The 25654-nt window shown below is 74.3% G+C and carries 2 protein-coding genes; both read right to left on the bottom strand.

Annotated features, from left to right (window positions below):
* Positions 1-114: 114 nt before the first annotated feature.
* The gene (locus ACFYXE_RS09255; protein ID WP_389310571.1) at positions 115-11484 is read right to left on the bottom strand and encodes an amino acid adenylation domain-containing protein; all 11370 of its coding nucleotides are present in this window, start codon (positions 11482-11484) and stop codon (positions 115-117) included.
* Positions 11481-25574 (bottom strand): amino acid adenylation domain-containing protein, encoded by a 14094-nt coding sequence (locus ACFYXE_RS09250; RefSeq protein ID WP_389310569.1) that lies wholly within the window; start codon positions 25572-25574, stop codon positions 11481-11483. The genes ACFYXE_RS09255 and ACFYXE_RS09250 overlap by 4 nt, the downstream gene beginning before the upstream one ends.
* Positions 25575-25654: the final 80 nt, after the last annotated feature.

The raw sequence follows: 25654 nt of genomic DNA, 5'->3' as shown, positions 1-25654 counted from the left end.
TTCAGGGGCCCTTTCGCCCTGTCCGCGCGGCGGGGACATTCGCCACACCTTTTCCGTCCGTCCCCGCCCGCGAAATCCGTAGCACTGCGCGATTCCCGGGAATCGCTTTCTCCTTCACTCCTTTCCGGTGGTGTGCGCGGCCCGGAGCTTGTCGGCGACGACGGCTCCGATGCGGGCCGAGGGCGCGGGCTGGAGCATGGTGTAGTGACCGGCGGCGATGTCGTGGGACTCGATGTCCCCGGCGATGTAGGGCCGCCAGCTCTCGCCCGCCACGGCGGCCGGGGTGTCGGCGGGCCGGTCCTCGGTGGCGACGAAGAGCAGCAGGTCGCCGCGGAAGCGGCGCGGGGTGTGGCGCGGGGTGAGCCGTCCCACGTTGTCGATGACCTGGCGCATGTTCGCCCTGAGGTCCTCGTCCATGTCCTGGCCGATGTTCTCGTCGGGCGGCAGCCCCAGGTCGCTCGCCCGCGGTGCGGCGGCGTCGTCCTGGCCGCCTGCCGGCTGGACGGTGCTGTACTGGGCTCCGCCGAAGCCCTCGGGGTAGCCGTCGATCACCGCGAGGAGCTCGACGTGGTCGCCCTGGTCCTCCAGGTGGGTGGCGACCGCCTGGGCGATCAGGCCGCCGAGGGACCAGCCGAGCAGCCGGTAGGGGCCCTCGGGCTGCACGGACTTGATGCTGCGTGCGTAGTCGGCGGCCATCTCCGCGAGGCTCTGCGGGAGCGGTTCCGGCGCGGCGAGCCCGCGGGCCTGCACCCCGTACACGGGCTGGTCCTGCGGCAGGTGCCGGAGCAGGGCGGCGTACGCCCAGCTCAGTCCGGTGCCGGTGTGCAGGCAGAACAGCGGCGGGCGGTCGCCCTTGGGGCGCAGGGGCAGCAGCATCTCCAGGTCGCCGTGGTCGCCGCCTGCGAGGTGGCCCGCGCCGGCCGTCCTGCTGCCGTCGCGGCCCTTGCCGTGCAGGGTCAGCAGGCCGGTGGCGGTGCGCCTGGCCCGCTCGCCGGTGTGCAGCATCCGCTCGCCGCCGGTGCCGAACGGGCAGGCGACGAACCGTTCGCCGGTCAGGCCGGGGGCTTCGGCGTAGCCGCGGGCCAGCGACGTCCCGGCGACGTACAGGTCGCCCGTGGCGCCCGGTGGGACCGGGCGCAGGAAGTCGTCCAGGACGAAGGCGCGGGTGTGGGGCACCGGGCGGCCGACGGGCGCCTGCTCGGGCAGGTGCTCGCCGGGGCCGGTGCGGTGGCCGAGCCACGGGCCCGCTGTCTCGGCCGCGCCGTGCGCGCTGACCAGGGTGGCCCGGGGGTGGGCGGCGAGCCAGGCGCGGGTGTCGTCGACGGGCGCGGTGCCGTCGTGGTCGACGACCGTGACCTCGGTGTACGGCGCTTCTCCGGCCGTGCGCCCGGTGGCGTCGGCCAGCAACTCCCGGGTGGTGACGAGGTGTTGTGATCCGCCGGGTCCGGCGGTGGGTGTCGCGTCGTCGCCGGGTACGCCGAGCCGCACGCCACCGCCCGCGCACAGGGCGGACAGCAGCGGGGTGAGCAGCGCCGACACCGGGGCCCGCACGTCGAGGAGGGTCACGCCGTGGTGCGTGGTGGAGGCCTCCTGGTGGTGCACCGCGTGGTCGAGGAGCGTGCGGTGCTCGACGACGGCGCCGGGCACGGTCCCGTCGGCGGTGCCGGACCGGGCGGCGCCGAGGACGAGGGCCGCGTGGCCGGGCAGGGGCCGCGCGAGGGGCGGGCCGCCGTGCGGGGCGGTGCCGTTGGTCGCGGTGAGCCGGGGGTCGTCCAGGAGCAGGACGGGCACCGTCACGCCGTCGCCGAGCAGCGGGGCCATGGCGGTGGCGCAGACCAGCGCGGCGGGCGTGACCTGGCGCAGGCAGGTGCCGACGTCCTCCATGGGCCGGTTCGGGTCGGCGATCAGGCATGCGGCACCGGACCTGAGCACGCCCAGCAGGGCGACGACGAGCCCGGTGGTGGGCGGCAGCGCGAGGACGACGACGTCTTCCGCGCCGATGCCCTGTGCGGCCAGCCGCCGGGCGAGGCGTCCGGTGGCGGCGTCGAGCGCGCCGTGGGTGAGCAGGCCGTCGTGGTCCATGACCGCGACGGCGTCGGGCGCGAGGGCCGCCTGTTCGGCGAGCAGGTCGAGGACGGTGCCGTCCGGGATCCGGGGCGCTGCGGCGTCGCGGGCCTCCAGGACCTGGCGCCGTTCGGCGTCGTCGAGCAGCAGCTCGATCCGGCTCACCCGTCGTTCGGGGTCGTCGGCGACCTGCCGGAGGACGTGGGTGAGCCGCTGGGCGAGCGTGGCGGCGGTGGCGCGGTCGAACCGTTCGACGGCGTAGCGGATCGTGCCGTCGGCGCCGCTGGGCGCGCTGTCGGAGCCATGCCGTTCGGTGAGGCCGATCACGAGGTCGGCCTCCGCGGCCGGGGTGCCCACGGGCAGCCGGGTGGTGCGCAGGCCCGGCAGCTCCGGGGACTCCCACATCTCGGCGGAGTCGCCGAGGATCTCCAGGAGCACCTGGAACACCGGGTGGTGCGGCGCCGCGGGCAGGCCGAGCGCGTCCACGAGGCGCCCGAAGGGCACGTCGGGGTTCTGCACCGCGCGCTGGTAGGTGTCCCGGGCCCGGCACAGGAGTTCGCGGTACGTGGGGTCGCCCGAGGTGTCGGTGCGCAGCACCAGCGGGTCGGCGAAGGGCCCCACGAGGCCGTCCAGGTCGCCCTCCTCGTCGCGGCGCGGCAGCACCGTGCCCAGAGTCGGGTCGGTACCGGCGCCGAGCCCGGAGAGGAGCAGCGCGAGTGCCGCCTGGACGACCATGAAGAAGGTCGCGCCGTCGGCCTCGGCGATCTCCGTCAGGCGCTGGTGGGTGTTGCCGTCGAGGGCGAGCGGCACCTCGTCCGCGCGGTGCGAGGGCAGCGGCGGGCGCGGCCGGTCGGCGGGCAGCTCCAGGTCGGTCCCGGCGTCGGCCAGGGCCTTCTTCCAGTAGGCGAACTGCTCGCCGATCAGGCTGTCGCGGTCGTCCTGGTCGCGGAGCATCTCCTGTTCCCAGAGCGCGTAGTCGGCGAACTGCAGTGGGAGCGGGGCACGTTCGGGCGCCCGCCCTTCCCTGCGCGCTCCGTAGGCGGCGGCCAGGTCGCGGGCCAGGACGATCAGTGAGGCGTCGTCCGCGGCGATGCGGTGCACCACGAGGAGCAGGACGTGCTCGGTCTCCTCCAGCGCGAACAGGCGGGCCGTCCAGGGGGTCTCGCGGGCGAGGTCGAACTCGTGTGCCGCGTGGTCGGCGAGCAGGCGCGGCAGTTCCTCCTCGGCGGCCGGGGTGACGGGCAGCGCGGGCCTTGCGGCGTCCGCGTCGGCGGCCAGGACGTACTGGCGTACGCCGTCGTCCGCCCCTGTGGCGCCGTCCGTGCGGTGCGCGGTGTCGGCGGCGAAGGTCGTGCGCAGGATGCCGTGCCGTGCGGCGACGTCCCCCAGGGCCGCCGCCAGCGCCGGACGGTCGAGCCGGCCGCCCAGGCGCAGCGCGATCGAGGTGCGCTGGGCAGCCGATCCGGGGTTGGTCGCGGCGAGCCGCCAGGTCCGCGACTGGCCCGCGGTGAGCGGGATGTCGTCGGGGTCGTCGACGGGGCGCAGCTCGGGGAGCTCCTTCGACGTCAGCATGCGGGCCACGCCGAGGGGCGTGGACTCGCCGAAGAACCGCCGCATGCTCAGCTCCATGCCGAGCTCCTCGCGGATCCGCGCGGCCAGGCGCATCGCCAGGCCGGAGTCGCCGCCGAGATCGAAGAAGTTGTTGTCGACGCCGACCCGTTCCAGCCCGAGGACCTCGGCGAACAGGGCGCACAGGGTGGCCTCGATCTCGGTCTCCGGCTCGCGGCCCGAGATGCGTCCGGCGAAGTCGGGCCGGGGCAGCGCCGCGCGGTCGACCTTGCCGTTGGCCGTCAGGGGCAGTGTCTCCAGGACCACGACGGCGGCGGGCCGCATGTGGTCGGGCAGCACCTCGGCGAGGTGGTCGTGCACGGACTGGATCTCCAGGTCCTTGGTCCCGGGCACGATGTAGCCGACGAGGCGCTTGTCGCCGGGCCGGTCCTCGCGGGCGATCACGGCGGCCTGCCGGACCTCTGGGTGGGCCGCGAGGACGGCTTCGATCTCGCCGGGCTCCACGCGGAATCCGCGCACCTTCACCTGCTGGTCCGCGCGCCCGACGAAGGACAGCTGTCCGTCGGCGGTCCAGCGGGCCAGGTCTCCCGTGCGGTACATGCGCCGCCCGTCCGTGCCGAAGGGGCACGCCACGAAGCGTTCCGCCGTCAGGCCGGGCCGCCCGACGTAGCCGCGGGCGACGCCGGGTCCCGCGATGTACAGTTCGCCGGTCGCGCCGGCGGGGACCGGGTGCAGGAAGCCGTCCAGGACGTACGTCCGTACGTTGTCCAGCGGGCGCCCGATGGCCGGTGGCCTGTCCTGCGGCCTGATGTCCTCGTCGACGGGTCCCGCGGTGGCCATGACGGTGGCCTCGGTGGGCCCGTAGGTGTTCCACACCGTCGCCCCGGCGGTCCAGCGGCTCGCCAGGTCGGCGGTCATGAGTTCCGCGCCGAGCACCCAGTTCCGTACGCCGGGCACGGATCCGGGGTCGAGCATGGCGAGCAGGGACGGCACGACGCTGGCGGTGGTGACACCGGCTTCGTCGATCATGTCGGCGAGCGCCGAGGGCTCGGCGCGCTCCTCGGCGGAGGCGATCACCAGGGTCCCGCCACCGGACAGCGTCACGGCCACGTCCAACACCGCCGCGTCGAAACTGAACGACGCGAACTGCAGCACCGACACACCCTCGGCAACCCCCAGCACCGGCCCCATCGACCCCACCAGATTCGCCACACCACCGTGCGCCACGGCCACACCCTTCGGCCGCCCCGACGAACCCGACGTATAGATCACATAGGCGAGTTGATCCGGACGCACCGAAACCCGAAGCGGCGCATCCGACTCCCCCGACAGGGCCCGCACCACGTCCTCGTCATCCAGGAGGACCACGCGCGCGCCGTCGGCCGACACCTCGGCGAGACTCTCGCCGAGGCCCACGACCACCTGCGCACCACTGTCCGCCACCATGAACGACAACCGCTCCGACGGATACTCCGGATCCAACGGAACGAACCCACCACCCGCCCTCCACACCGCGAGCTCGGCCACCACCATCTCCGCCCCACGCGGCAGGCACAGGCCGACCCGGGCCTCAGGCCCCACCCCCAGTCCGGCCAAGTGGCGGGCAAGACGATTCGCACGGGACTCCAACTCCCCGTACGAAAGCACCTCTTCACCACAACGCACCGCCACGGCCTCGGCACTCCGCTGCGCCTGCGCGGCGATCAGATCCGGGACCAGACCCGGAGAACGGGACACATCGGTCGCGTTCCACTCCTCCACGACCAGACGGCGTTCCGGCACGTCGGTGAGCTGCAACCTGCCGACGGGGGCGTCGGGGTCCGCGGCCATCTGGCGCAGGGCCCGCAGCAGCCGGTCGAGCAGGGCACGGGCGGTCTGCTCGTCGAAGGCGTCGGGGCGGTAGGTGAGGCGCATCCGCAGGCCGCCCATCGGGTCGACGACCAGGCCCAGCGGGTAGTTGATCGACTCGCGCATGCCCGCTTCGGTGAGTGCCAGCCCGGCAGGCCCCTCCTCGCGGGTCGGCGGCTCGACCCGGCCCTGCGCGGAGGTGCTCGTCCCGGTCGGGAAGCTCTCGAACGCCATCAGGGTGTCGAAGGTCGCGCCCCGGCCGGCCGCGCGCTGGATGTCGCCCAGGCTCAGGTACTGGTGGTCCATCAGCACGGACTGCCTGGCCTGTACGTCCGTGAGGACCTCGGCGACGGTCAGCGCGGGGGCGAACCGCACCCGTACCGGGACGGTGTTGATGAACAGGCCGAGCATGTTCTCCATGCCGGGCAGGTCCGCGGGCCGGCCCGCCACCGAGGCGCCGAACACGACGTCCTGGCGGCCCGCCAACTGGCCGACGACCAACGCCCAGGCGGCCTGCACGACGGTGTTGAGGGTGACGCCCCGGGAGCGGGCGAGCTCGCCGAGCGCGCGGTCCAGGGCGGGCTCCGCCACGGCGAAGGCCTCGCCGGACGCGGCGTCCGGGTCCATCGCGGCGACCGCGCCCGGCGCCATGGGCACGACCTGTGTCGGCTCGTCCGCGCCGGACAGCTCCTCGCGCCAGGCCTCCTGGGCCGCCTCCTTGTCCTGCCGCCCCAGCCAGGCCAGGTACTCCCGGTAGGGGGTGACCGGCGCGAGGCCGTCCGCGGTGCCGCCCGCCTCGTAGCAGGCCCACAGCTCGCGCCGGAGCACCGGCAACGACCAGCCGTCCAGCACGATGTGATGGAGCGTCACCATCATGCGGTGGCGGTCGGGGCCCGTCTTCGCCAGGAGCACCTTCACCAGCGGGGGCGCGGCCAGGTCGAAGCCCTTCGCCCGGTCCTCCTTGCCGATCCGCTCGGACTCCGCCCACGCCGCGTCCTCGCCGAGGTCCGAGAGGTCCTCCTCGCGCCACGGCAGCGTCGCCCGTTCGGCGACGACCTGCACGGACCGGCCGGAGCCCGCGACCTGCCGGAAGCCGACGCGGAGGCTGGCGTGCCGGTCGAGGAGCGCCTGCCAGGAGGCCCGCAGGCGGGCCGCGTCGAGGGGGCCTTCGAGGCCCACGATCATCTGCTCGACGTACACGTCGGTGCTCTGCCGGTCGAAGAGGGCGTGGAAGAGGAGGCCTTCCTGCAGCGGTGACAGCGGCCAGATGTCGACCAGGTCCGGTGCGGCGGTCTCCAGCTTCTCGATCTGCGCCTGGTCGAGCGCGACCAGCGGGAAGTCGGACGGGGTGTGGCCGCCCGCCGTGGGCTCGTCGACGTGGGCGGCGAGGCCGCCCAGCATCGCGGCCCAGCCGTCGACCAGGGCCTGTGCCGCCGTCCCGTCGAGCAGCCGCTCGGGCCAGGCGAGGCTCAGGGTGAGCCGTGGCCCGTCGGCGCGGTCGTGGACCGCACCGGTCATCTCCAGCGGGTGCGCGACCGGGAACCGGCCGCCCGCGGGGTCGCCCGCGGGGGTCCCGGCGTCGCCGTCCGCCGCACCCGCGGGGACACGGCCCAGGTAGGTGAAGCCGATCCGCGCGGCGGGCAGGGCCGCCAGCGCGGCGGCGGTCCCGGGGTTGAGGTGGCGGAGCAGACCGTGGCCGAGGCCGTCGCCGGGCACCGCGCGCAGTTGTTCCTTGACCCGCTTGAGGGCGCTCGCGGCGGCCGGACCCCCGTCGACGAGGTCCTCGAAGTCGGCCGTTCCCGCGTCGATCCGCACCGGGTGGGTGCCGGTGAACCAGCCGACGGTCCGCGACAGGTCCAGGGTGTCGGCCTGCGCCACCCGGCCGTGCCCCTCCACGTCCACCAGGAAGCCGCCGTCGGGCGTGCCGCCCTCGCACCACTGGGCGACGGCGGCGGCGAGCCCGGTCAGCAGGACGTCGTCGACGCCCGCGTGGAACGCCTCGGGCACGCCGGTCAGGACCGCCCTCGTGACCGCAGCGGGCACCGTCACCGACACCCGCCGCACGGTGTCCGCGAGGTCGCGTGCGGGGTCCGGGGCGAGGGTGGTGAGCTGCGGGTCGGGGCCTTCGAGGAGGCCGGTCCAGCCGGCGAGCTCCGCGACGCGTTCCGTGCTCGTCGCCTGCTCGGCGAGCGCGCGCGCCCAGTGCCGGAACGACGTGGGCACCGGCTCCAGTTCGGGCGTGCGGCCCGCGGTCGTCGCGGCGCACGCGGCCTCCAGGTCGGGCAGCAGGATCCGCCACGACACGGCGTCCATCACGAGGTGGTCGACGACGAGCAGGAGCCGCCCGGTGCGGTCGGGGCCCCGGTCGAACCAGACCGCCTGCAGCATCACGCCGGCCCGCGGGTCCAGCCGCGCGACGGCGGCCCTGGTCTCCTCGGCGATGGTGCGGGGCAGGTCCCGTGCGTCGGCGCCGGTCGCGTCGAAGCGGCGTACGAACGACCCGGCGGGCACCGTGCCGGGACCGGACACCACGAGGCGCCGTTCCGGGTCGGTCTCCAGGCGGGCCCGCAGGGCGTCGTGGTGGTCGACGACCGCGCGCACCGCGTCCGCGAGGGTCCCGGCGCTCAGTCCGGGCGGGGCCTCGACCACGGCGGACTGGACGACCTGGCCCGCCGCGTCGGCGCCGACGCGGTCGAGCAGCTCGTGCATGACGGGGGTCAGGGGAATCTCGCCGACGCCGGAGTCGCCGCCGCCCGTGCCGGTCGTCGCGTCGGCCGGCACGGCCACCAGGGCGAGGGCGGCGGGGGTGCGGTGCTCGAACACCTGGCGTGCGGTGAGCGAGAGGCCCGCGCGGCGGGCACCGGAGACCAGCATCATCGACGAGATGGAGTCGCCGCCGAGCGCGAAGAACGAGTCCTCGGCGCCGGCCCGTTCGACGCCGAGCACCTCGGCGAACAGGTCGCACAGCACCGTCTCGACGGGGGTCCGCGGGTCGCGGCCGTGCGGCACGGCGCGTTCGGGCGCGGGCAGCGCGGCGCGGTCGAGCTTGCCGTTGACGGTGAGCGGCAGCGCGTCGAGTACGACGACCGTCGCGGGCACCATGTACGCGGGGAGCCGGGTGGCGGCGAAGGCGCGCAGCGCCTCGGAGTCGAGCGCGCCGGTGTTGGGCGCCTCGGTGTCGAGCACCTCGGTGTCGAGCGCCCCGGAATCGAGGTCCGTGGCGGTCGGTGCCGGGTCCGTGCCGGCCGCCAGGCCCTTGGCCTCCGCGGGCTGCGGCTCCGGCACCACGTACGCGACGAGCCGCTTGTCGCCCGGCAGGTCCTCGCGGGCGATCACCGCCGCCTCGCGCACGCGGGCGTGCCCGGCCAGGACCGCCTCGACCTCGCCGGGCTCGATCCGGAAGCCGCGCAGCTTCACCTGCTCGTCGGCGCGCCCGGCGAACGACAGCTGGCCGTCGGCGCTCCAGCGGGCCAGGTCCCCGGTGCGGTACATCCGCCCGCCCGTGTCGAAGGGGCACGCCACGAAGCGTTCCGCCGTCAGGTCGGGCCGCCCCACGTAGCCGCGCGCCACCCCGGGGCCCGCCACGTACAGCTCCCCCGTCACCCCCGGCGGCACCGGCCGCAGGAAGCCGTCGAGGACGTAGGTCCGCATGTTGCCCAGCGGGCGTCCGATGGCGGGCGGCGCGTCGACCGGCTTGATGCCCTCGTCGACCCGGCCGACGGTCGCCATGACGGTGGCCTCGGTGGGCCCGTAGGTGTTCCAGACGGCCGCGCGGCCGGTCCAGCGGCTCGCCAGGTCGGCGGTCAGCCACTCACCGCCGAGCACCCAGTTCCGTACGCCCGCGACCGTGTCGGGATCCAGGGCGCGCAGCACCGACGGGACGACGCTGGCCGCCTCGACGCCCGCCGAGCGGATCATGCCGGCCAGCGCGTCGGGCTCGGTGCGCTCCTCCGCGGAGGCGATGGCGAGGGTGCCGCCGGACGCCAGGGTGACGGCGACGTCCAGGACGGCTCCGTCGAAGCTGAAGGAGGCGAACTGCAGCATGACGACGCCCCGGCGCAGGGCCAGCGCGGGCCGCATCGCCTCGGCCAGGTTGACCACGCCCCGGTGCTGGAGGGCCACGCCCTTGGGGAGGCCGGTCGAGCCCGACGTGTAGATGACGTAGGCGAGTTGGTCGGTGTGGAGCGGGATGTTCAGCGGTTCGGCGGACTGGGCCGCGATGGCCGCGGCCTCGGCCCCGGGTCCCGTCCCGTCGAGGAGCACGACCCGTGCGGGGCCGACGGGGACGCCGGTCACGGCGGCGCGGGTGGCGAGGACGACCCCGGCGCCGCTGTCGGCGATGAGATGGCCGAGCCGGTCGGCGGGGTACTCGGGGTCGAGCGGCACGAAGGCGCCGCCCGCCTTCCACACCGCGAGTTCCGCCACGATCATGTCGATGCCGCGGGGCAGGCACAGGCCCACCCGGCGCTCGGGGCCGACGCCGAGCCCGACGAGGTACCGGGCGAGCCGGTTGGCCCGCGCGTCCAGGCCGCCGTAGGTGACCACGTCCTCGCCGAACCGCACGGCCGCCGCGTCGGGCGCCCTGCGGGCCTGCGCCTCGAACGCCTCGACGAGCGAACCGGCGGCCAGGGGCTGCCCGGTCGCGTTCCAGCGCTCGACGACCGAGGACCGCTCGTCCTGTTCGAGTACGTCGATGTCGCCCACCCGGGCCGCAGGGTCGGCCACGATCTGTTCCAGGACCCGCACGAAGCGCCGCACGACGGCCCGGGCCGCGTCCCGGTCGAACAGGTCGGGCCGGTAGTCGAGCTTGAAGCGCATCCGGTCGCCGCCCGGCACGGCCACCAGCGTGAGCGGATAGTGCGAGGCGTCGCGCGACGCGCCCGAGGGCCGGAAGGTCACGGCGTCGGGGCCGGGTTCGGGACCGGCCGGGGGCAGCGGGTAGTTCTCGTACAGGACGAGCGTGTCGAAGACGGCCGCGGGCCCGGCGAGCTTCTGCACCTCGGCGAGCCCGACGTGCTGGTGGGCGATGAGACCGGACTGGCTCTCCTGGAGCCGGGCCAGCAGGTCGCCGACCGGCCGCGCGCCGTCGAGGCGCACGCGCACCGGGAGGGTGTTGATGAACAGGCCCACCATCGACTCGACGCCCGGGAGTTCGGCGGGGCGGCCCGCGACGGTCGCGCCGAACATGACGTCCGTGCGTCCGGCGAGACGGGCGAGGATCAGCGCCCAGGCGCCCTGCACCACGGTGTTCACGGTCAGTCCCCGGCCGCGCGCCAACTCGGTGAGGGCGCCGGTGAGTTCCTCCGGTATGGCGGTGAGCACGTGGTCGGGCAGCACCGGGGCGCGGCCGGGGTCCCGCGGTGCGACGAGCGTCGGACCGTCGGCCCCGGCGAGCTCCGCGCGCCAGGCGGCATGCGCCGCGTCCTTGTCCTGGCGGCCGAGCCAGGCGACGTACTCCCCGTACGGTGCGACGCGCCCCAGCACGGACGCGTCGCCGCCCGCGTCGTACACCCGGGAGAGCTCGGTGAGCAGGACCGGCATCGACCAGCCGTCCAGCAGGATGTGATGGAACGTCATGACGAGGCGGTGGCGGTGCCCGCCCAGCCGTACGAGGAGCAGCCGCAGCAGCGGCGGCGAGGCCAGGTCGAACCGCTGGGCGCGTTCGCGGGCGGCGAGGCGGTCGGTCTCGGCGAGCGCCTCGGGCTCCACGAGCCCGCTGACGTCGGCCTCGCTCCAGGGCAGGGTGACCTCGCGCGGGATCACCTGCACCATGCGGGATCCGGCCACCGGCCGGAAGCAGGCGCGCAGTGCGGCGTGCCGGGTCAGCAGGGCCTCCCACGATGCCCGCAGTCGATCCGCGTCCACGGGCCCTTCGACGTCCAGCGCGGACTGCACGGTGTAGACGTCCGGACCCTGGTCGTCGTAGGAGGCGTGGAAGAGCATGCCCTCCTGCAGCGGCGAGAGGGGCCACACGTCCTCGACGAGGGAACGGGATCGGGTCATCGTTCTTTCTCCTCACAACGGCTTGTGCCTGTCGGCTGGGGCTGCTCGCCGGCGAATCCGGCTTCGAGTTCCTCGATCTGGTGTTGTGCGAGGTTGAGGAGGTGGAAGTCGGACGGCGTGTGTCCGCCCGCCGTGGGGTCCGCGGTGTGTGCCGCGAGGCCGGCCAGCATCGCCAGCCAGGTCTCGCCGAGCCGGTCGGCGTCGGCTTCCTCAAGCAGCCGGCTCGCCCAGCTCAGGGTGAGCGTGAGTGCGGGTCCTTCGGCGGTGTCCCGGACCACCGCACCGGCGTCCAGGACGTGGGTGGCGGGCATGTCCGGGTCGACCGCTCCGCCGATCGCGGTCTCGCCGGCCATCTCCCAGGGTCCGGGCGGGCCCGCCGCGCGGCCGCCGGCGGCGAACCGGCCCAGGTAGTTGAAGCCGATCTGGGGAGCCGGCGCGGCCTCGAACGCGGGCCGCGTCACGGAGTTGAGGTGACGCAGCAGTTCGTGTCCGAGTCCGTCGCCGGGCACCGCCCTGACCTGCTCCTTGACGGCCTTCACCAACGTACCGGCAGCCCTGCCCCCGGCCATAGCGGCGTCCAGGTCCGCGCCGGTCACCTCGACACGCACCGGATGCACGCTCGTGAACCAGCCCACCGTCCGCAACAGGTCGACGCCGTCGAGCGGCGGACGGCCGTGGCTCTCGACGTCGACCAGGAGTCCCTTCGCGGCGTCGGGTCGCCAGTGCCCGACCGCCCCGGCGAGGGTCGCGAGGAGCACGTCGTCGACGCCGCAGTGGAAGGCGGCCGGCGTCCGGCCGACGAGGGTGGCCGCGTGCTCCTGCGGCACGGTCCAGGAGCGGTGGCGCAGGGTGCGCACGGTGTCGAGGGCGGGGTCCAACGCGGCGCGGGCGACGGCCTGTTGACCGGCTCCCAGCAGCTCCAGCCAGTCCTCGGCCTCCGCGGCCCGATGTCCGTCGACGGCCTGCGCGCTCAGCAGCTCCGACCAGCGGCGGAACGACGTGCCGACCGGTTCCAGGTCCTGCGGGCGCCCGGCCGCCGCGGCCTCGCAGGCCGCCCGCAGGTCGGGGACGAGGACGCGCCAGGACACCCCGTCGACCACGAGGTGGTGCACGACCAGGACGACCCGCCCGGTGCGCCCGCGCCCCGCGTCGACCCACACCGCCCTGGCGAGCACGCCCGCTGCGGGGTCGAGCCGCAGGGCCACCTCGCGCGCGGCGCGGGCGGCGACGGCGTCCAGCTCCCCCGCACCGTGGCCGGTCGCGTCGACGCGGGTCACCAGAGGCGTGGCGTCGACGGAGCCGCGTTCGCCGACGAGCAGCTTCCGTTCGCCGGGCATCGTGCGGGCGCGCAGCATGTCGTGCGTGTCCAGGACGGCGGCCAGGCCCGCCGTGAGGACGTCGGTGCCTAGGCCTGCCGGGGCGCCGACCACGACCCACTGGGCGAAGCCGGGGCTCGTGGCCCGGTCGCCGAGCGCGTGCATCACGGGGGTCCAGGGCACCTCGCCGACGCCGATGTCGTCGGGCACGGTCTCCGCCTCGGCGGTCCGTGCCACCTCCGCGAGGCGTTCGGGCGTCTTCTCCTCGAAGACCTGGCGCGACGTCAGGAGCAGTCCCGCCCTGCGGGCCCGCGAGGCGAGCTGCATCGACATGATGGAGTCGCCGCCCAGCTCGAAGAAGCTGTCGTCGGCGCCGACCCGGCCCAGGCCGAGGATCTCGGCGAACAGCTCGCACAGGGTCGCCTCGGCGGCCGTCCGCGGCTCGCGGCCGGTCACCCGCCCGGCGAAGTCGGGGGCGGGCAGGGCGGCCCGGTCGACCTTCCCGTTGGGCGTGAGCGGCAGCCGCTCCAGGGGGACGAAGGCGGCCGGGACCAGGTACTCGGGCAGCCGGTCCTGCGCGTACGTGCGCAGGTCGGTGCCCGGTTCCGCGTCCGCCCGGGGCCGCCCGCCGCCCGCCGTCTCCTGCCCTGTCGCTCCCGGTCCGGCTTCCGCCGTTCCGCGCCCCTGCGCGCGCACGGTGTACGCGACCAGGCGGTGGGCGTCGTCCGGCCGGTCGCGGCGGGCGACGACGACGGCCTGCGCGACGTCCGGGTGCGCGGCGAGGACGGCCTCGACCTCGCCGGGTTCGATCCGGTGGCCGCGGATCTTGATCTGGTCGTCGGCACGGCCCACGAAGAGCAGCTCACCGCCGTCGGTCCAGCGCACCACGTCACCCGTGCGGTACATCCGCTCCCCCGCCCCGTACGGGCAGGCGACGAACCGCTGGGCGCTCAGGCCCGCGCGGGCCAGATAGCCCCGGGCGAGCCCCGCTCCGGTCACGTACAGCTCGCCGCTCACGCCGGGCGGGACGGGCAGCAGGAACTCGTCGAGGACGTACGCCCGTACGCCGTCCATGGGCCGCCCCAGGGGGACGAGATCACGGCCGGGGGCCAGCGGCTCGCTCATCGCGGCGCACACCGTCGTCTCGGTCGGGCCGTACGCGTTGATCATGCGCCGGCCGGGCGCCCAGCGGTCGACCAGCCCGGGCGGGCAGGCCTCGCCGGCCACGACCAGCGTCCGCAGGCCGTCCGGGAGGGTGTCCTCGGCCGCGAGGATGCTCGGCGGCACGGTGACGTGCGTCGCCCGGGTTCGGCGCAGTGCCGCGTCGAGGGAGACCTGCGGCGGCAGTTCGTCCGCGTCGGCCAGGACGAGGGTCCCGCCCGAGAGCAGTGCCATGAGGATCTCGGAGACGGCCGCGTCGAAACTCAGCGACGCGAACTGCAGCACGCGTGCGTCCGGCCGCACGTCGAAGCGCTCGATCTGCGCCCGCGCGAGGTTGCCGAGCCCGGCGTGGGTGACCACGACTCCCTTGGGGGTGCCGGTGGAGCCGGACGTGTAGATCACATACGCCGCATGATCCGCCCGCAACGGCGCCAACCGATCACCATCCCCCACCGGACCCGACCCACACCTCCCCACCAACCCAACCGTCTCCGCATCATCGACCACCACCACCCGACCCCCGAACCACCCCGGCACCACCCCCAAAAACTCCTCCACACACACCACCACCGACACACCCGCATCCCCCAACACAAACCCCACCCGCTCCACCGGCAGACCCACATCCACCGGAACAAACACACCCCCCGCCAACGACACCGCCAACAACGCCACCACCAACACCCCAGACCGCTCCCCCACCACCCCCACCCGCACCTCAGGACCCACCCCCACACCCACCAAAAACCGAGCCAACCGAGCCGCCTCCACCCCCAACTCCCCATACGACAAACCCCCACCACCCCACACCAACGCCAACCCACCCGACCCACGCCCCACCACACCACCGAACAAATCGGGGAGTGACTGCGCGGGGGCCGGGAGCCGGGTGGTGTCTCCGGCGCGGAGCACCTGGTCGCGGGCGGCCGTGCCGGTCACGTCGAGGCGGCCCACGGGGACGTCCGGGTCGGCGACCAGCTGTTCGAGGACGCGGATCAGCGAGGCGACCATGCCCTCGGCGCGCGTGCGGTCGCACACGTCCGGCCGGAAGACGAAGTCGCCCTGCATGCGGCCGCCGGGTGAGCCCGGCGACACGACGAGGGTCAGCGGGTAGTGGCCCATGTCCTGCGGTGTGCCGGACGGGCGGATGGCGAGGGCGTCGGGGGACGTGGATCCGGCGGGCGGGTGGGGGTAGTTCTCGTAGACGACGAGGGTGTCGAAGACCGCCCCCGGACCGGCGAGTTGATGGATCTCCGAGAGGCCCATGTGCTGGTGGGCCATGAGCGCGACCTGCCGCTCCTGGAGGTCGGCCAGCATCTCGGCGGCCGGTTGCCGGGGGTCGAGCCGTACCCGTACCGGGAGCGTGTTGATGAACAGGCCGACGGCCGACTCCGCGCCCGGCAGGTCGGTGGGCCGTCCCGCCACGGTGGCGCCGAACACCACGTCGGTGCGCCCGGCGAGCCGGGCGAGCAGGGCCGCCCACGCACCCTGCATCAGGGTGTTCACGGTCAGTCCGCGGTCGCGGGCGAGGCCGGCGACGGCGTGCGACAGCTCCGCGGAGAACGCGAACCGCACCCGGTCCGGCACGACCGGCACGCGTACCGAGTCCGCGGGCACGACGAGCGTCGGGCCGTCCGGGCCCGCCAGTTCGGCGCGCCAGGCCCGCCGCGCCTCCTCCTTGTCCTGCCGGTCGAGCCATGCCAGGTAGTCGCGGTAGGACGTGACCGCGGGGAGGGCCCGCGTGTCGCCGCCCGCCGCCGACGCCTCGTACACGGCGGTCAGGTCCGCGATCAGGACCGGCAGCGACCAGCCGTCCATGATGAGGTGGTGACTGGTGATCACCAGGTGGTGGCGGTCCTCGCCGAGGCGGATCAGGAGCAGGCGCAGCAGCGGCGCGCGGGTGACGTCGATGCGCCGCGCGCACTCGCCGCGGGCCAGGCGCTCGGTCTCGGCGAGCGCGTCGGCCGGGGGCAGGCCTGATACGTCTGCCTGCTGCCAGGGCAGTTCGATGTCCTCCGCCACGACCTGGACGGCCTCGCCGGACGCGAGGCGGTGGAAGCTCGCGCACAGGATCGGATGCCGCAGCAGCAGCGTCTGCCACGCGGCGCGCAGCCGGTCGGCGTCCAGCGGCCCTTCGAGTTCCAGGGCCCGCTGCCCCTCGTACACGTCGGGGCCGCCCTCGTCGTAGGTGGCGTGGAACAGCATGCCTTCCTGCAGGGGCGACAGGGGCCATATGTCGGCCAGCCCCGGCACCTCGGCGGTGAGCCCGTCGACGTCGGCCTGCGTCAGGGCTGCCCTGACCAGGGGGAAGTCGGACGGTGTGCGACCGCCCGCGGTGGGGTCAGCGCCGACGTGGGCCGCCAGCCCGGCCAGCATCGCGGCCCAGGTCCGGCCGAGCCGCTCGGCCCCGGCCTCCGGCATCAGCTCGCCGGGCCAGCTCAGGGTGATGGTCAGCTCCGGGCCGTCCGGGGTGTCGCGCACCGCGGCCCCGGCCTCCAGGGCGTGTCGGAGGGGCATGTCGGGGGCGACGGTGCCGCCGATCGCGGTCTCGCCGCTCAACTGCCAGGCACCAGAGGTGCCTTCACCCGCGCCGGCCGCCCCGAACCGGCCCATGTAGTTGAAGCCGACCTCGGGCGAAGGACAGTCCTGCAGCACACGGGCAGTGTCCGGGTTGAGATGACGCAACAACCCATGACCCAACCCGTCACCCGGGAACGCCCGCACCTGCTCCTTGACCGCCTTGAGCAGCACACCGGCAGCAGGCCCACCCGCCAGAACCTGAACAAGATCGATCCCCGCCACATCGGTGCGCACCGGACGCGCACCGGTGAACCAACCCACCGTCCGCGACAGATCCACATCCCCCAGCGCCTCACGACCATGCCCCTCGACATCCACCAAGAAGCCCGATCCGCCGGACGCCGACTCCGGCCGCCAGTGCGCCACCGCACCCGCCAGAGCGGCCAGCAGCACGTCGTCCACACCACAGTGGAACGCCACCGGCACCCGCCCCAGCAACACCTCCGCCTGCGCACAGGGCACGGTCCAGGCGCGACGACGCTGGGTCCGGGCGGTGTCGACCGTCGGGTCCAATGCGCGCCCCGCGAGCGGGTGTTGCTCCTCGCCCAGCAGGGTCAGCCAGTCGTCGAGCTCCGCGGCCCGGCTCTCGTCCACCGCCTGCGCGGCCAGGATTTCCGACCAGCGGCGGAACGACGTCCCAGCGGGTTCCAGCCGCGGCGCCCGCCCCTCGGCCACCGCCTCGCACGCGGTTCGCAGATCGGCGACCAGGACACGCCAGGACACCCCGTCCACCACCAAGTGATGGGCTACGAGGACGAGTTGACCGGGCCGGTCGGGTCCGGCGTCGATCCAGACCGCGCGCACCATGACGCCGGAGGCCGGGTCGAGCCGCCCCACCGCTTCACGGGCCAACTCGCCCACATCGGGGGCGTCGGTGCCGGTGCCGGTGCCGGTGCCCGCGGCAGTATCGCCCGTCGCGTCCACCCGGGTGATCAGGCGCCCGGCGTCGGGGGAACCCGGTTCGCCGACGATCAGCTTCCGCTCGCCGGGAACGGTGCGGGCCCGCAGCATGTCGTGCGTGTCCAGGAGGGCGCCCAGGCCCGTGGCGAGGACGTCCGGGGCAAGGCCCGGCGGGGTTCCCAGCACGACCCACTGGGCGAATCCGGGGTCGGTGACGCGGTCGCCCAAGGCGTGCATGACCGGTGTCCACGGGACCTCGCCCACGCCGACGTCGGCCACCGCGGTCCCGCCGTCGGCCCGCTCCGCGACCAGCGCGAGCCGCTCCGCCGTCTTCTCCTCGAACACCTGCCGCGGGGTGAGGACCAGGCCCGCCCGGCGCGCCGTGGACGCCAGTTGCATCGAGCTGATCGAGTCGCCGCCGAGCTCGAAGAAGCCGTCCTCGACGCCGACCCGTTCCAGGCCGAGGACCTCGGCGAACAGGGCACACAGGACGCGTTCGGTCTCGGTGCGCGGCGCGCGGCCGGTGACCCGTCCGGCGAAGTCGGGGGCGGGCAGGGCGCTCCGGTCCACCTTTCCGTTCACCGTGAGCGGCAGGGCGTCGAGCACCACGACCGCCGCCGGGACCATGTAGTCGGGGAGCCGTCCGGCCGAGTACGCACGCGCCTCCTCGCCGAGGCCACCGAGGTCGCCCGGCTCACTGGGCCCGTCCGGCTCACTGGCCCCCTCCGGCTCACGGGGCCCGTCCAGTTCATGCGGGGCGTCGCCCGTCGCGTGTGCCCCGTCCGGCACCACGTAGGCGATCAGCCGCCTGTCGGCCGGTCCGTCCTGGCCGGCACCGTCCCGGCGGGCGACCACCACGGCCTGCCCGACCCCGTCGCACCCGGCCAGGACCGCCTCGACCTCGCCCGGCTCCACCCGGAAGCCGCGGACCTTGACCTGCTCGTCGGCGCGCCCCACGAACAGCAGCTCGCCGTCGGCCGTCCACCGGGCCAGGTCGCCGGTCCGGTACATCCGCCGCCCGTCCGCGTCGAACGGGCAGGCCACGAACCGTTCGGCCGTCAGGCCGGGTCGGCGCAGGTAGCCGCGCGCCAGTCCCGGCCCCGCGACGTACAGCTCGCCGACGGTGCCGGGGGCGACCGGCTTGAGGAAGGCGTCGAGGACGTACGCGGCGGTGTTGATCAGCGGGCGGCCGACCGGCACGGAAGCCTCCGCGACCGCCGGCCGCAGCGGCTCGCTCATCGCCGCGCAGACGGTCACCTCGGTGGGGCCGTACGCGTTGACCAGGCGGCGGCCCGACCAGCGGAGGGCCAGCGGGGTCGGGCACTCCTCGCCCGCGACGACCAGCGTCTCCACGGTGTCCGGGAGGTCGTGCACGGTCCCCAGGACCGACGGGGGCACGGTCATGTGCGTCACGCCGAATTCCGCGGCGACGTCCGCGAGCGAGCCGTGCGGGGGCAGCCGGTCGGCGTCGGCCACCACCAGGGCCGCGCCCGACAGCAGGGCCATGCACAACTCCGACACCGCCGCGTCGAAGCTCCACGAGGCCAGTTGCAGGACGCGCGACTGCGGATGTACCGCGAAGCGTTCGATCTGGCCGGCGGCAAGATTGCCGATGCCGCCGTGCGTGACGACCACGCCCTTGGGGGTGCCGGTCGATCCGGAGGTGTAGATGACGTACGCGGGATCGGCCGGGCCGCTGACCGGCCACTCCGGCGGGGGCGTGCTCCCGGCGGGGGCGGGCGGCTCGGCGGCGGTGTCGCGAGGGGCGTCGTAGGCCCAGCGGGTGGTACCGGCCGGGACGATCCGCGCGGTCGCGGGCGTGCAGACGACCAGTGCGGGCTCGGCGTCGGCGAGCACGTGCGCGATGCGCTCCGCCGGGTACGCGGGGTCGACCGGCACGAACGCCGCCCCGGCCCGGACCACGCCGAGGAGCACCGCGACGACGTCCACCGAGCGCTCCATGACCACGGCGACCAGGTCGCCGCGGCGCACGCCGCGGGCCGAGAGGCCCCGCGCCACATGTTCGGCCGCGCGCGAGAGTTCTGCGTACGTCCACTGCCCGTCCGCGCCGATCACGGCCGGCGCGTCCGGGGTGCGCCGCACCTGTGCGTCGAAGAGGTCCGACAGCGTCCCGGCGGGCGCGGGCCGTCCGGTGTCGTTCCACCGTTCCACGACCGTCGTGCGCTCGTCGGGGGCCAGCACGTCGACGTCGCCCACCCGTAGCGCCGGGTCGGCCGCGAGCTGTTCGAGGACCCGCGTCAACTGCCGTCCCACACGGAGGGCCCGCTCGCCGTCGAACACGTCCGGGCGGTAGGTGACGCGGACCTCGATGCGTTCGTCCGGTACGACTCCGACGGCAAGGGGATAGTGCGTGCCCGCCTGGCTGCTGAGCTGGGTGAGCGTGACCTGGCCGCCCGGGGCATCGGATCCGGAGAGCCGGGACGCGTTCCGGGGGTAGTTCTCGACCATCAGCATCGTGTCGAAGACCGCGCCGGGGCCGCCGACGGCCTGGATCTCGGCGAGGCCGGTGTGCTGGTGGGAGATCAGCGAGGCCTGGCGTTCCTGGAGCCCGGCGAGGAGGTCGAGGACGGGGCGGCGCGCGTCGAGGCGTACCCGTACCGGCAGCGTGTTGATGAACAGGCCGACCATCGACTCGACACCGGGGATCTCCGGCGGCCTGCCCGCCACGGTCGTGCCGAAGACGACGTCGGTGCGCCGCGCCAGCCGGGCGAGGACCAGCGCCCACGCGCCCTGCACGACGGTGTTGACGGTCAGCCCCCGCGAGCGGGCCAGCTCGGTGACGGCACGGGTCGCCGTCCCGGACAGGCGGACCGAGCGCTCCTCGGAGAGGACGAGCCCTCCCGCGAGATCGGCGGGGGCCACCAGGGTCGGCTCGTCGGCCCCGGCGAGCTCGTCGTGCCACGCGGCCCGCGCCGCCTCCTTGTCCTGCCGGTCCAGCCAGGCCAGGTAGTCCGCGTACGAGGAGGTCCGGACCGGGACGGGGACGGGACCGGGCGCCGCGTAGGCCGCCGACACCTCGTTGAGCATGACCGGCGTCGACCAGCCGTCGGCCACCACGTGGTGGCTGGTGACGACGAGCCGGTGCCGTTCCTCGCCCAGCCGGATCAGGAGCAGGCGCACCAGCGGCGGGGCCGCGAGGTCGAGCCGCCGCGCCGCCTCGTCCTCGGCGAGCCGGTCCGCTTCGGCGAGGGCGTCGGAGGGGTCGAGCTCCGACACGTCGGTCTCGCGCCACGGCAGTCGTACGTCGCGCGCCACGATCTGCACGGCGTCGCCCGACGCGAGGCGCCGGAAGCCGGCCCGCAGCGCCGCGTGCCGCGCGACCAGCGCCTCCCAGCACTGTCGCAGCCGCCGCGCGTCCAGCGGCCCGTCGACGGCGAGCACCCGCTGGCTCTGGTAGGCGTCGGGGCCGCCCTCGTCGTAGGTGGCGTGGAACAGCATGCCTTCCTGCAGGGGCGACAGGGGCCATACGTCGGCCAGCCCCGGGACCTCGGCGGTGAGCCCGTCGACGTCGGCCTGCGTCAGGACCGCCCCGACCAGGGGGAAGTCGGAGGGCGTGCGACCGCCCGCGGTGGGGTCGGCAGCGTGGGCCGCCAGCCCGGCCAGCATCGCGGCCCAGGTCCGGCCGAGCCGCTCGGCCTGCTCCTGTGCCAGTGCGCCGAAGGCCCAGCTGAGCCTGAGTTGCAGCTCGGGTCCGTCGGGCGTCTCGCGTACGGTCGCGTCGGCCTCCACGGTGTGGGGCAGGGGCATGTCGGGGGCGACGGTGCCGCCGATCGCGGTCTCGCCGCTCAACTGCCAAGCACCAGAGGCGCCTTCACCCGCACCGGCCGCCCCGAACCGGCCCATGTAGTTGAAGCCGACCTCGGGCGAAGGACAGTCCTGCAGCACACGGGCAGTGTCCGAGTTGAGATGACGCAACAACCCATGACCCAACCCATCACCCGGAAACGCCCGCACCTGCTCCTTGACCGCCTTGAGCAGCACACCGGCAGCAGGCCCACCCGCCAAAGCCTGAACAAGATCGATGCCCGCCACATCGGTCCGCACCGGACGCGCACCGGTGAACCAACCCACCGTCCGCGACAGATCCACATCCCCCAGCGCCTCACGACCATGCCCCTCGACATCCACCAGAAGCCCAGTCACCGCCCCGGGCCGCCAATGCGCCACCGCACCCGCCAAAGCGGCCAGCAGAACGTCGTCCACACCACAGTGGAACGCCGACGGCACCCGCCCCAGCAACACCTCCGCCTGCGCACAAGGCACGGTCCAGGCCTGTTGGCGCAGGGTGGCGACGGTATCGACCGTCGGGTCCAGATCCCGGTCCGCCAGGGGCTGTTGGTCATCGCCGAGGAGGGTCAGCCAGTCGTCGAGCTCCGCGACCCGGCTCTCGTCCACCGCCTGCGCGGCCAGCAGCTCCGCCCACTGACGGAAGGACGTCCCAACAGGCTCCAGCTTCGGCACCCGCCCCTCGGCCACCGCCTCACAGGCCGCCCGCAGATCCGGGACCAACACCCGCCAGGACACCCCGTCCACCACCAAGTGATGCGCTACGAGGACGAGTTGACCGAGCCGTCCGGGACCCGCGTCCACCCACACCGCACGTATCATCACGCCCGCCACCGGGTCCAGCCGCCCGGCCGCCTCCCGCGCGGCCCGCACCGCGATCCCGTCCAGCTCCCCGGCCCCGGCACCCGTGGCATCGACACGCGACACCAGCGAAGCCACGTCGACCGAGCCCCGCTCGCCCACGATCAGCTTCGCCGCACCCGGCACGCTCCGCGCCCGCACCATGTCGTGCGTGTCCAAGAGCGCACCCAGTCCGGCCGTCAGTGTGTCCAGACCCAGTCCTGCCGGGGCCCCGAGAAGCACCCACTGCGCGAACTCGGCGCTCGTGGCCCGCTCCCCCAGGGCGCGCATCACCGGGGTCCACGGCACCTCGCCGGTCCCCGTGCCGGTCTGTGGCGTCCCCCGTCCCACCGACTCCACGACTTGCGCGAGCCGTTCCGGGCTCTGCTCCGTGAACACCTGGCGGGGCGAGAGGACCAGCCCTGCACGCCGGGCCCGCGAAGCCAACTGCATCGAACTGATCGAGTCCCCACCCAGCTCGAAAAAGCCGTCCTCCACCCCGACCCGCTCAAGCCCCAACACCTCCGCGAACAGAGCACACAACACCCGCTCCCGCTCCGAACACGGCCCACGACCCGACACCCGCTCCCCAAAGTCAGGAGCCGGAAGCGCCGACCGATCCACCTTCCCGTTCACCGTCAACGGCAACCCGTCCAACACCACCACCACAGCCGGCACCATGAACTCCGGCAACCGGCCCCCCACGAACACTCGCACCTCATCACCCGACACACGCCGACCCTCATCACCCCCACACGCCCCCTCCGCCACCACATAACCGACCAGACGCTTCTCACCGGGACCGTCCTGACGAGCCACCACCACGGCCTGACCGACGGACGCGTGTTCGGCCAGGGCCGCTTCGACCTCGCCGGGTTCGACGCGGAAGCCGCGGACCTTGACCTGTTCGTCGGCGCGTCCCACGAACAGCAGCTCACCGTCGGCCGACCAGCGCACCAGGTCGCCCGTCCGGTACATGCGCGCGCCGCCGTCACCTCCGAACGGGCACGCCACGAACCGTTCCGCCGTCGCCCCCGGCCGTCCCGCGTATCCGCGCGCCAGACCGGCCCCGGCCAGGTAGAGCTCTCCCGTCGCACCGGGCGGGACCGGCTGCAGAAAGACGTCGAGCACGTACACACGGCGGTGGGGGAGCGGGCGGCCGATCGGCAGGGTCCGCCCGGCCGTCGCGCCGGCCGGGAGCAGGTGCCAGGTGGCGCAGAGGGCGGTCTCGGTGGGCCCGTACAGGTGCCGTACGGCAACGTCGGGGCACGCCTCACGGACGCGGGCCACGGCACCCGCGGGCACCACGTCCCCACCCGTCAACACCTCACGCAAACCCGCGAAACACTCCGGGGACTCCTCCGCAAGCACCCGGAACATCCCCGCCGTCACATGCAACGACGACACCCCACCCGCCACCGCCACACCCACAGCACGCCCATCCACCACACCCACAGGCGCCACCACCACACGCCCACCCACCACCAACGGCACCCACACCTCGAACAACGACACATCAAACGCATGCGGCGCATGCATCAACACCGCATCCCCACACCCCACCGACCAACCACCACCACCCACCAGACCCGCCACAGCCCCATGCGGGACCGCCACCCCCTTCGGCACCCCCGACGACCCCGACGTGTACATCACGTAGGCCAGATCACCCCCACCGACGTGGACATCAGGGCCTTCGGCCGGGCAGGTGCCGGTCTCCGCGACGACCTGCGCGTCGTCCACCACCACGAGTCGCCTGCCGGCCACCGCGCGGTCGGGCACGAACCGGCTCGTGTCACGGGTGCACACCACGGCCGCCGGGTCCGAATCCTTGAGAAGAAGCTCCACGCGCTCCGCCGGATACTCCACATCCACCGGCACGAACGCCGCCCCCGCACGCCACACCCCCAACAACACCACCACCAGATCCACCGACCGCTCCATCACCACCGCGACCCGATCACCCCGCCCCACCCCTGCACCCACCAAAAACGACGCCAACCGACCCGCCGCCGCATCCAACTCGCCGTAGGACAACGACCGCTCGGCATCGACGATCGCCACCGCGTCCGGCGTCCGCCGTGCGTGGCGTGCGATCAGTTCGGGGACGGAGACCGACGGCGACGGGGAGTTGGTGTCGTTCCATTCGTCCACCACCAGGGCCCGTTCGGCCGGGCCGGTCACGTCGATCCGGCCCACCGGGGCGGAAGGGTCGGCCACCATCTGTTCGAGGACGCGCGTCAGCCTGGCGACGACCGAGCGTGCGGTGGCGCCGTCGAAGAGGTCGGGGCGGTGGTCGAGCTTGAAGCCCATGCGTGCGCCCTCGGGGGCGACGACCAGGGTGAGCGGATAGTGGGCCGCCTCCTCGCCGCCGAGGAACCGGATGTCGAAGGTGTCGGGGGCCGGCTCCTCCTCGGGGGGACGCGGGTAGTTCTCGTACACGACGATCGTGTCGAAGGCGGCGCCCGGGCCCGCGAGGCGCTGGATCTCCGGGAGTCCGAGGTGCTGGTGGGGCATGAGGGCGGCCTGACGCTCCTGGAGGGCCGTGAGCATGGCCGACACGGGCTGCCCGCCGTCGAGGCGGACGCGGACCGGGAGCGTGTTGATGAACAGGCCGATCATCGACTCGACGCCGGGCAGGTCGGCGGGGCGCCCGGCCGCCGTCGCGCCGAAGACCACGTCGGTGCGGCCGGAGAGACGGGCCAGGACGAGGGCCCACGCGCCCTGGACGACCGTGTTCACCGTGAGGCCGAGGCCGCGGGCGAGCCAGGTAAGGCCCTGGGTCAGTTCCTCGGAGGCGTAGCTGATCAGGCTCTCCGGGGGCACGGGCGTGCGGGCCGGGTCGGCCGGTGCGACGAGCGTCGGCTCGTCCGCCCCGGCGAGCTCCGCCTGCCAGGCGGCCCGCGCGGCCTGCTTGTCCTGGCGGTTCAGCCAGGCCAGGTACTCCCGGTAGGAGGTCGTGCGGGGCAGGCCGCGGGTGTGGCCGCCCGCCGCGTACACGGCGGGCATCTCGTTGAACAGGACCGCCATGGACCAGCCGTCCATCACGACGTGGTGGCTGGTGACGACGAGCCGGTGCCGCTCCCGGCCGAGCCGGACGAGGAGCAGCCTGAGCAGCGGGGCGACCGCAGGGTCGAAGCGCCGGGCCCGCTCACGCGCGGCGAGGCGGTCGGTCTCGGCGACGGCTTCGTCCTCGCCGAGGCCGGAGGCGTCCACCAGGTGCCAGGGCAGTGTCGCCTCGCGGGCGACGACCTGGACGGCCTCGCCGGACTTGCGGCCCCGGAAGCTGGCCCGCAGCGCGCCGTGCCGGGCCAGCAGGGCCTCCCAGGTGCGGCGCAGCCGGTCCACGTCCAGCGGGCCGACCAGTTCCAGCATCCGCTGCCCCTGGTAGACGTCCGGTCCCTGGTCGTCGAAGGCGGCGTGGAACAGGAGCCCTTCCTGCAACGGCGACAGGGGCCAGACATCCTCGACTTGGGAGCGGGTCATCGTCTCTGTCTCCTCACGGCGGCAACGGCGTGCGGCGCCGGCCACGGCAGCGGCTGGTTACTTCTCGGGCGGTCGGAGGT

The organism is Streptomyces sp. NPDC002564, assembly GCF_042889645.1.
Lineage (GTDB): Bacteria > Actinomycetota > Actinomycetes > Streptomycetales > Streptomycetaceae > Streptomyces.
The sequence above is the reverse complement of the archived record's forward strand: the minus strand, read 5'-3'. Positions and strand labels throughout refer to the sequence as shown.

Excerpts from the sequence above, each read along its gene's own strand:
- ACFYXE_RS09255 (WP_389310571.1), bottom strand. The coding sequence starts at position 11,484 with ATGACCCGATCCCGTTCCCTCGTCGAGGACGTGTGGCCCCTCTCGCCG.
- ACFYXE_RS09250 (WP_389310569.1), bottom strand. The coding sequence starts at position 25,574 with ATGACCCGCTCCCAAGTCGAGGATGTCTGGCCCCTGTCGCCGTTGCAG.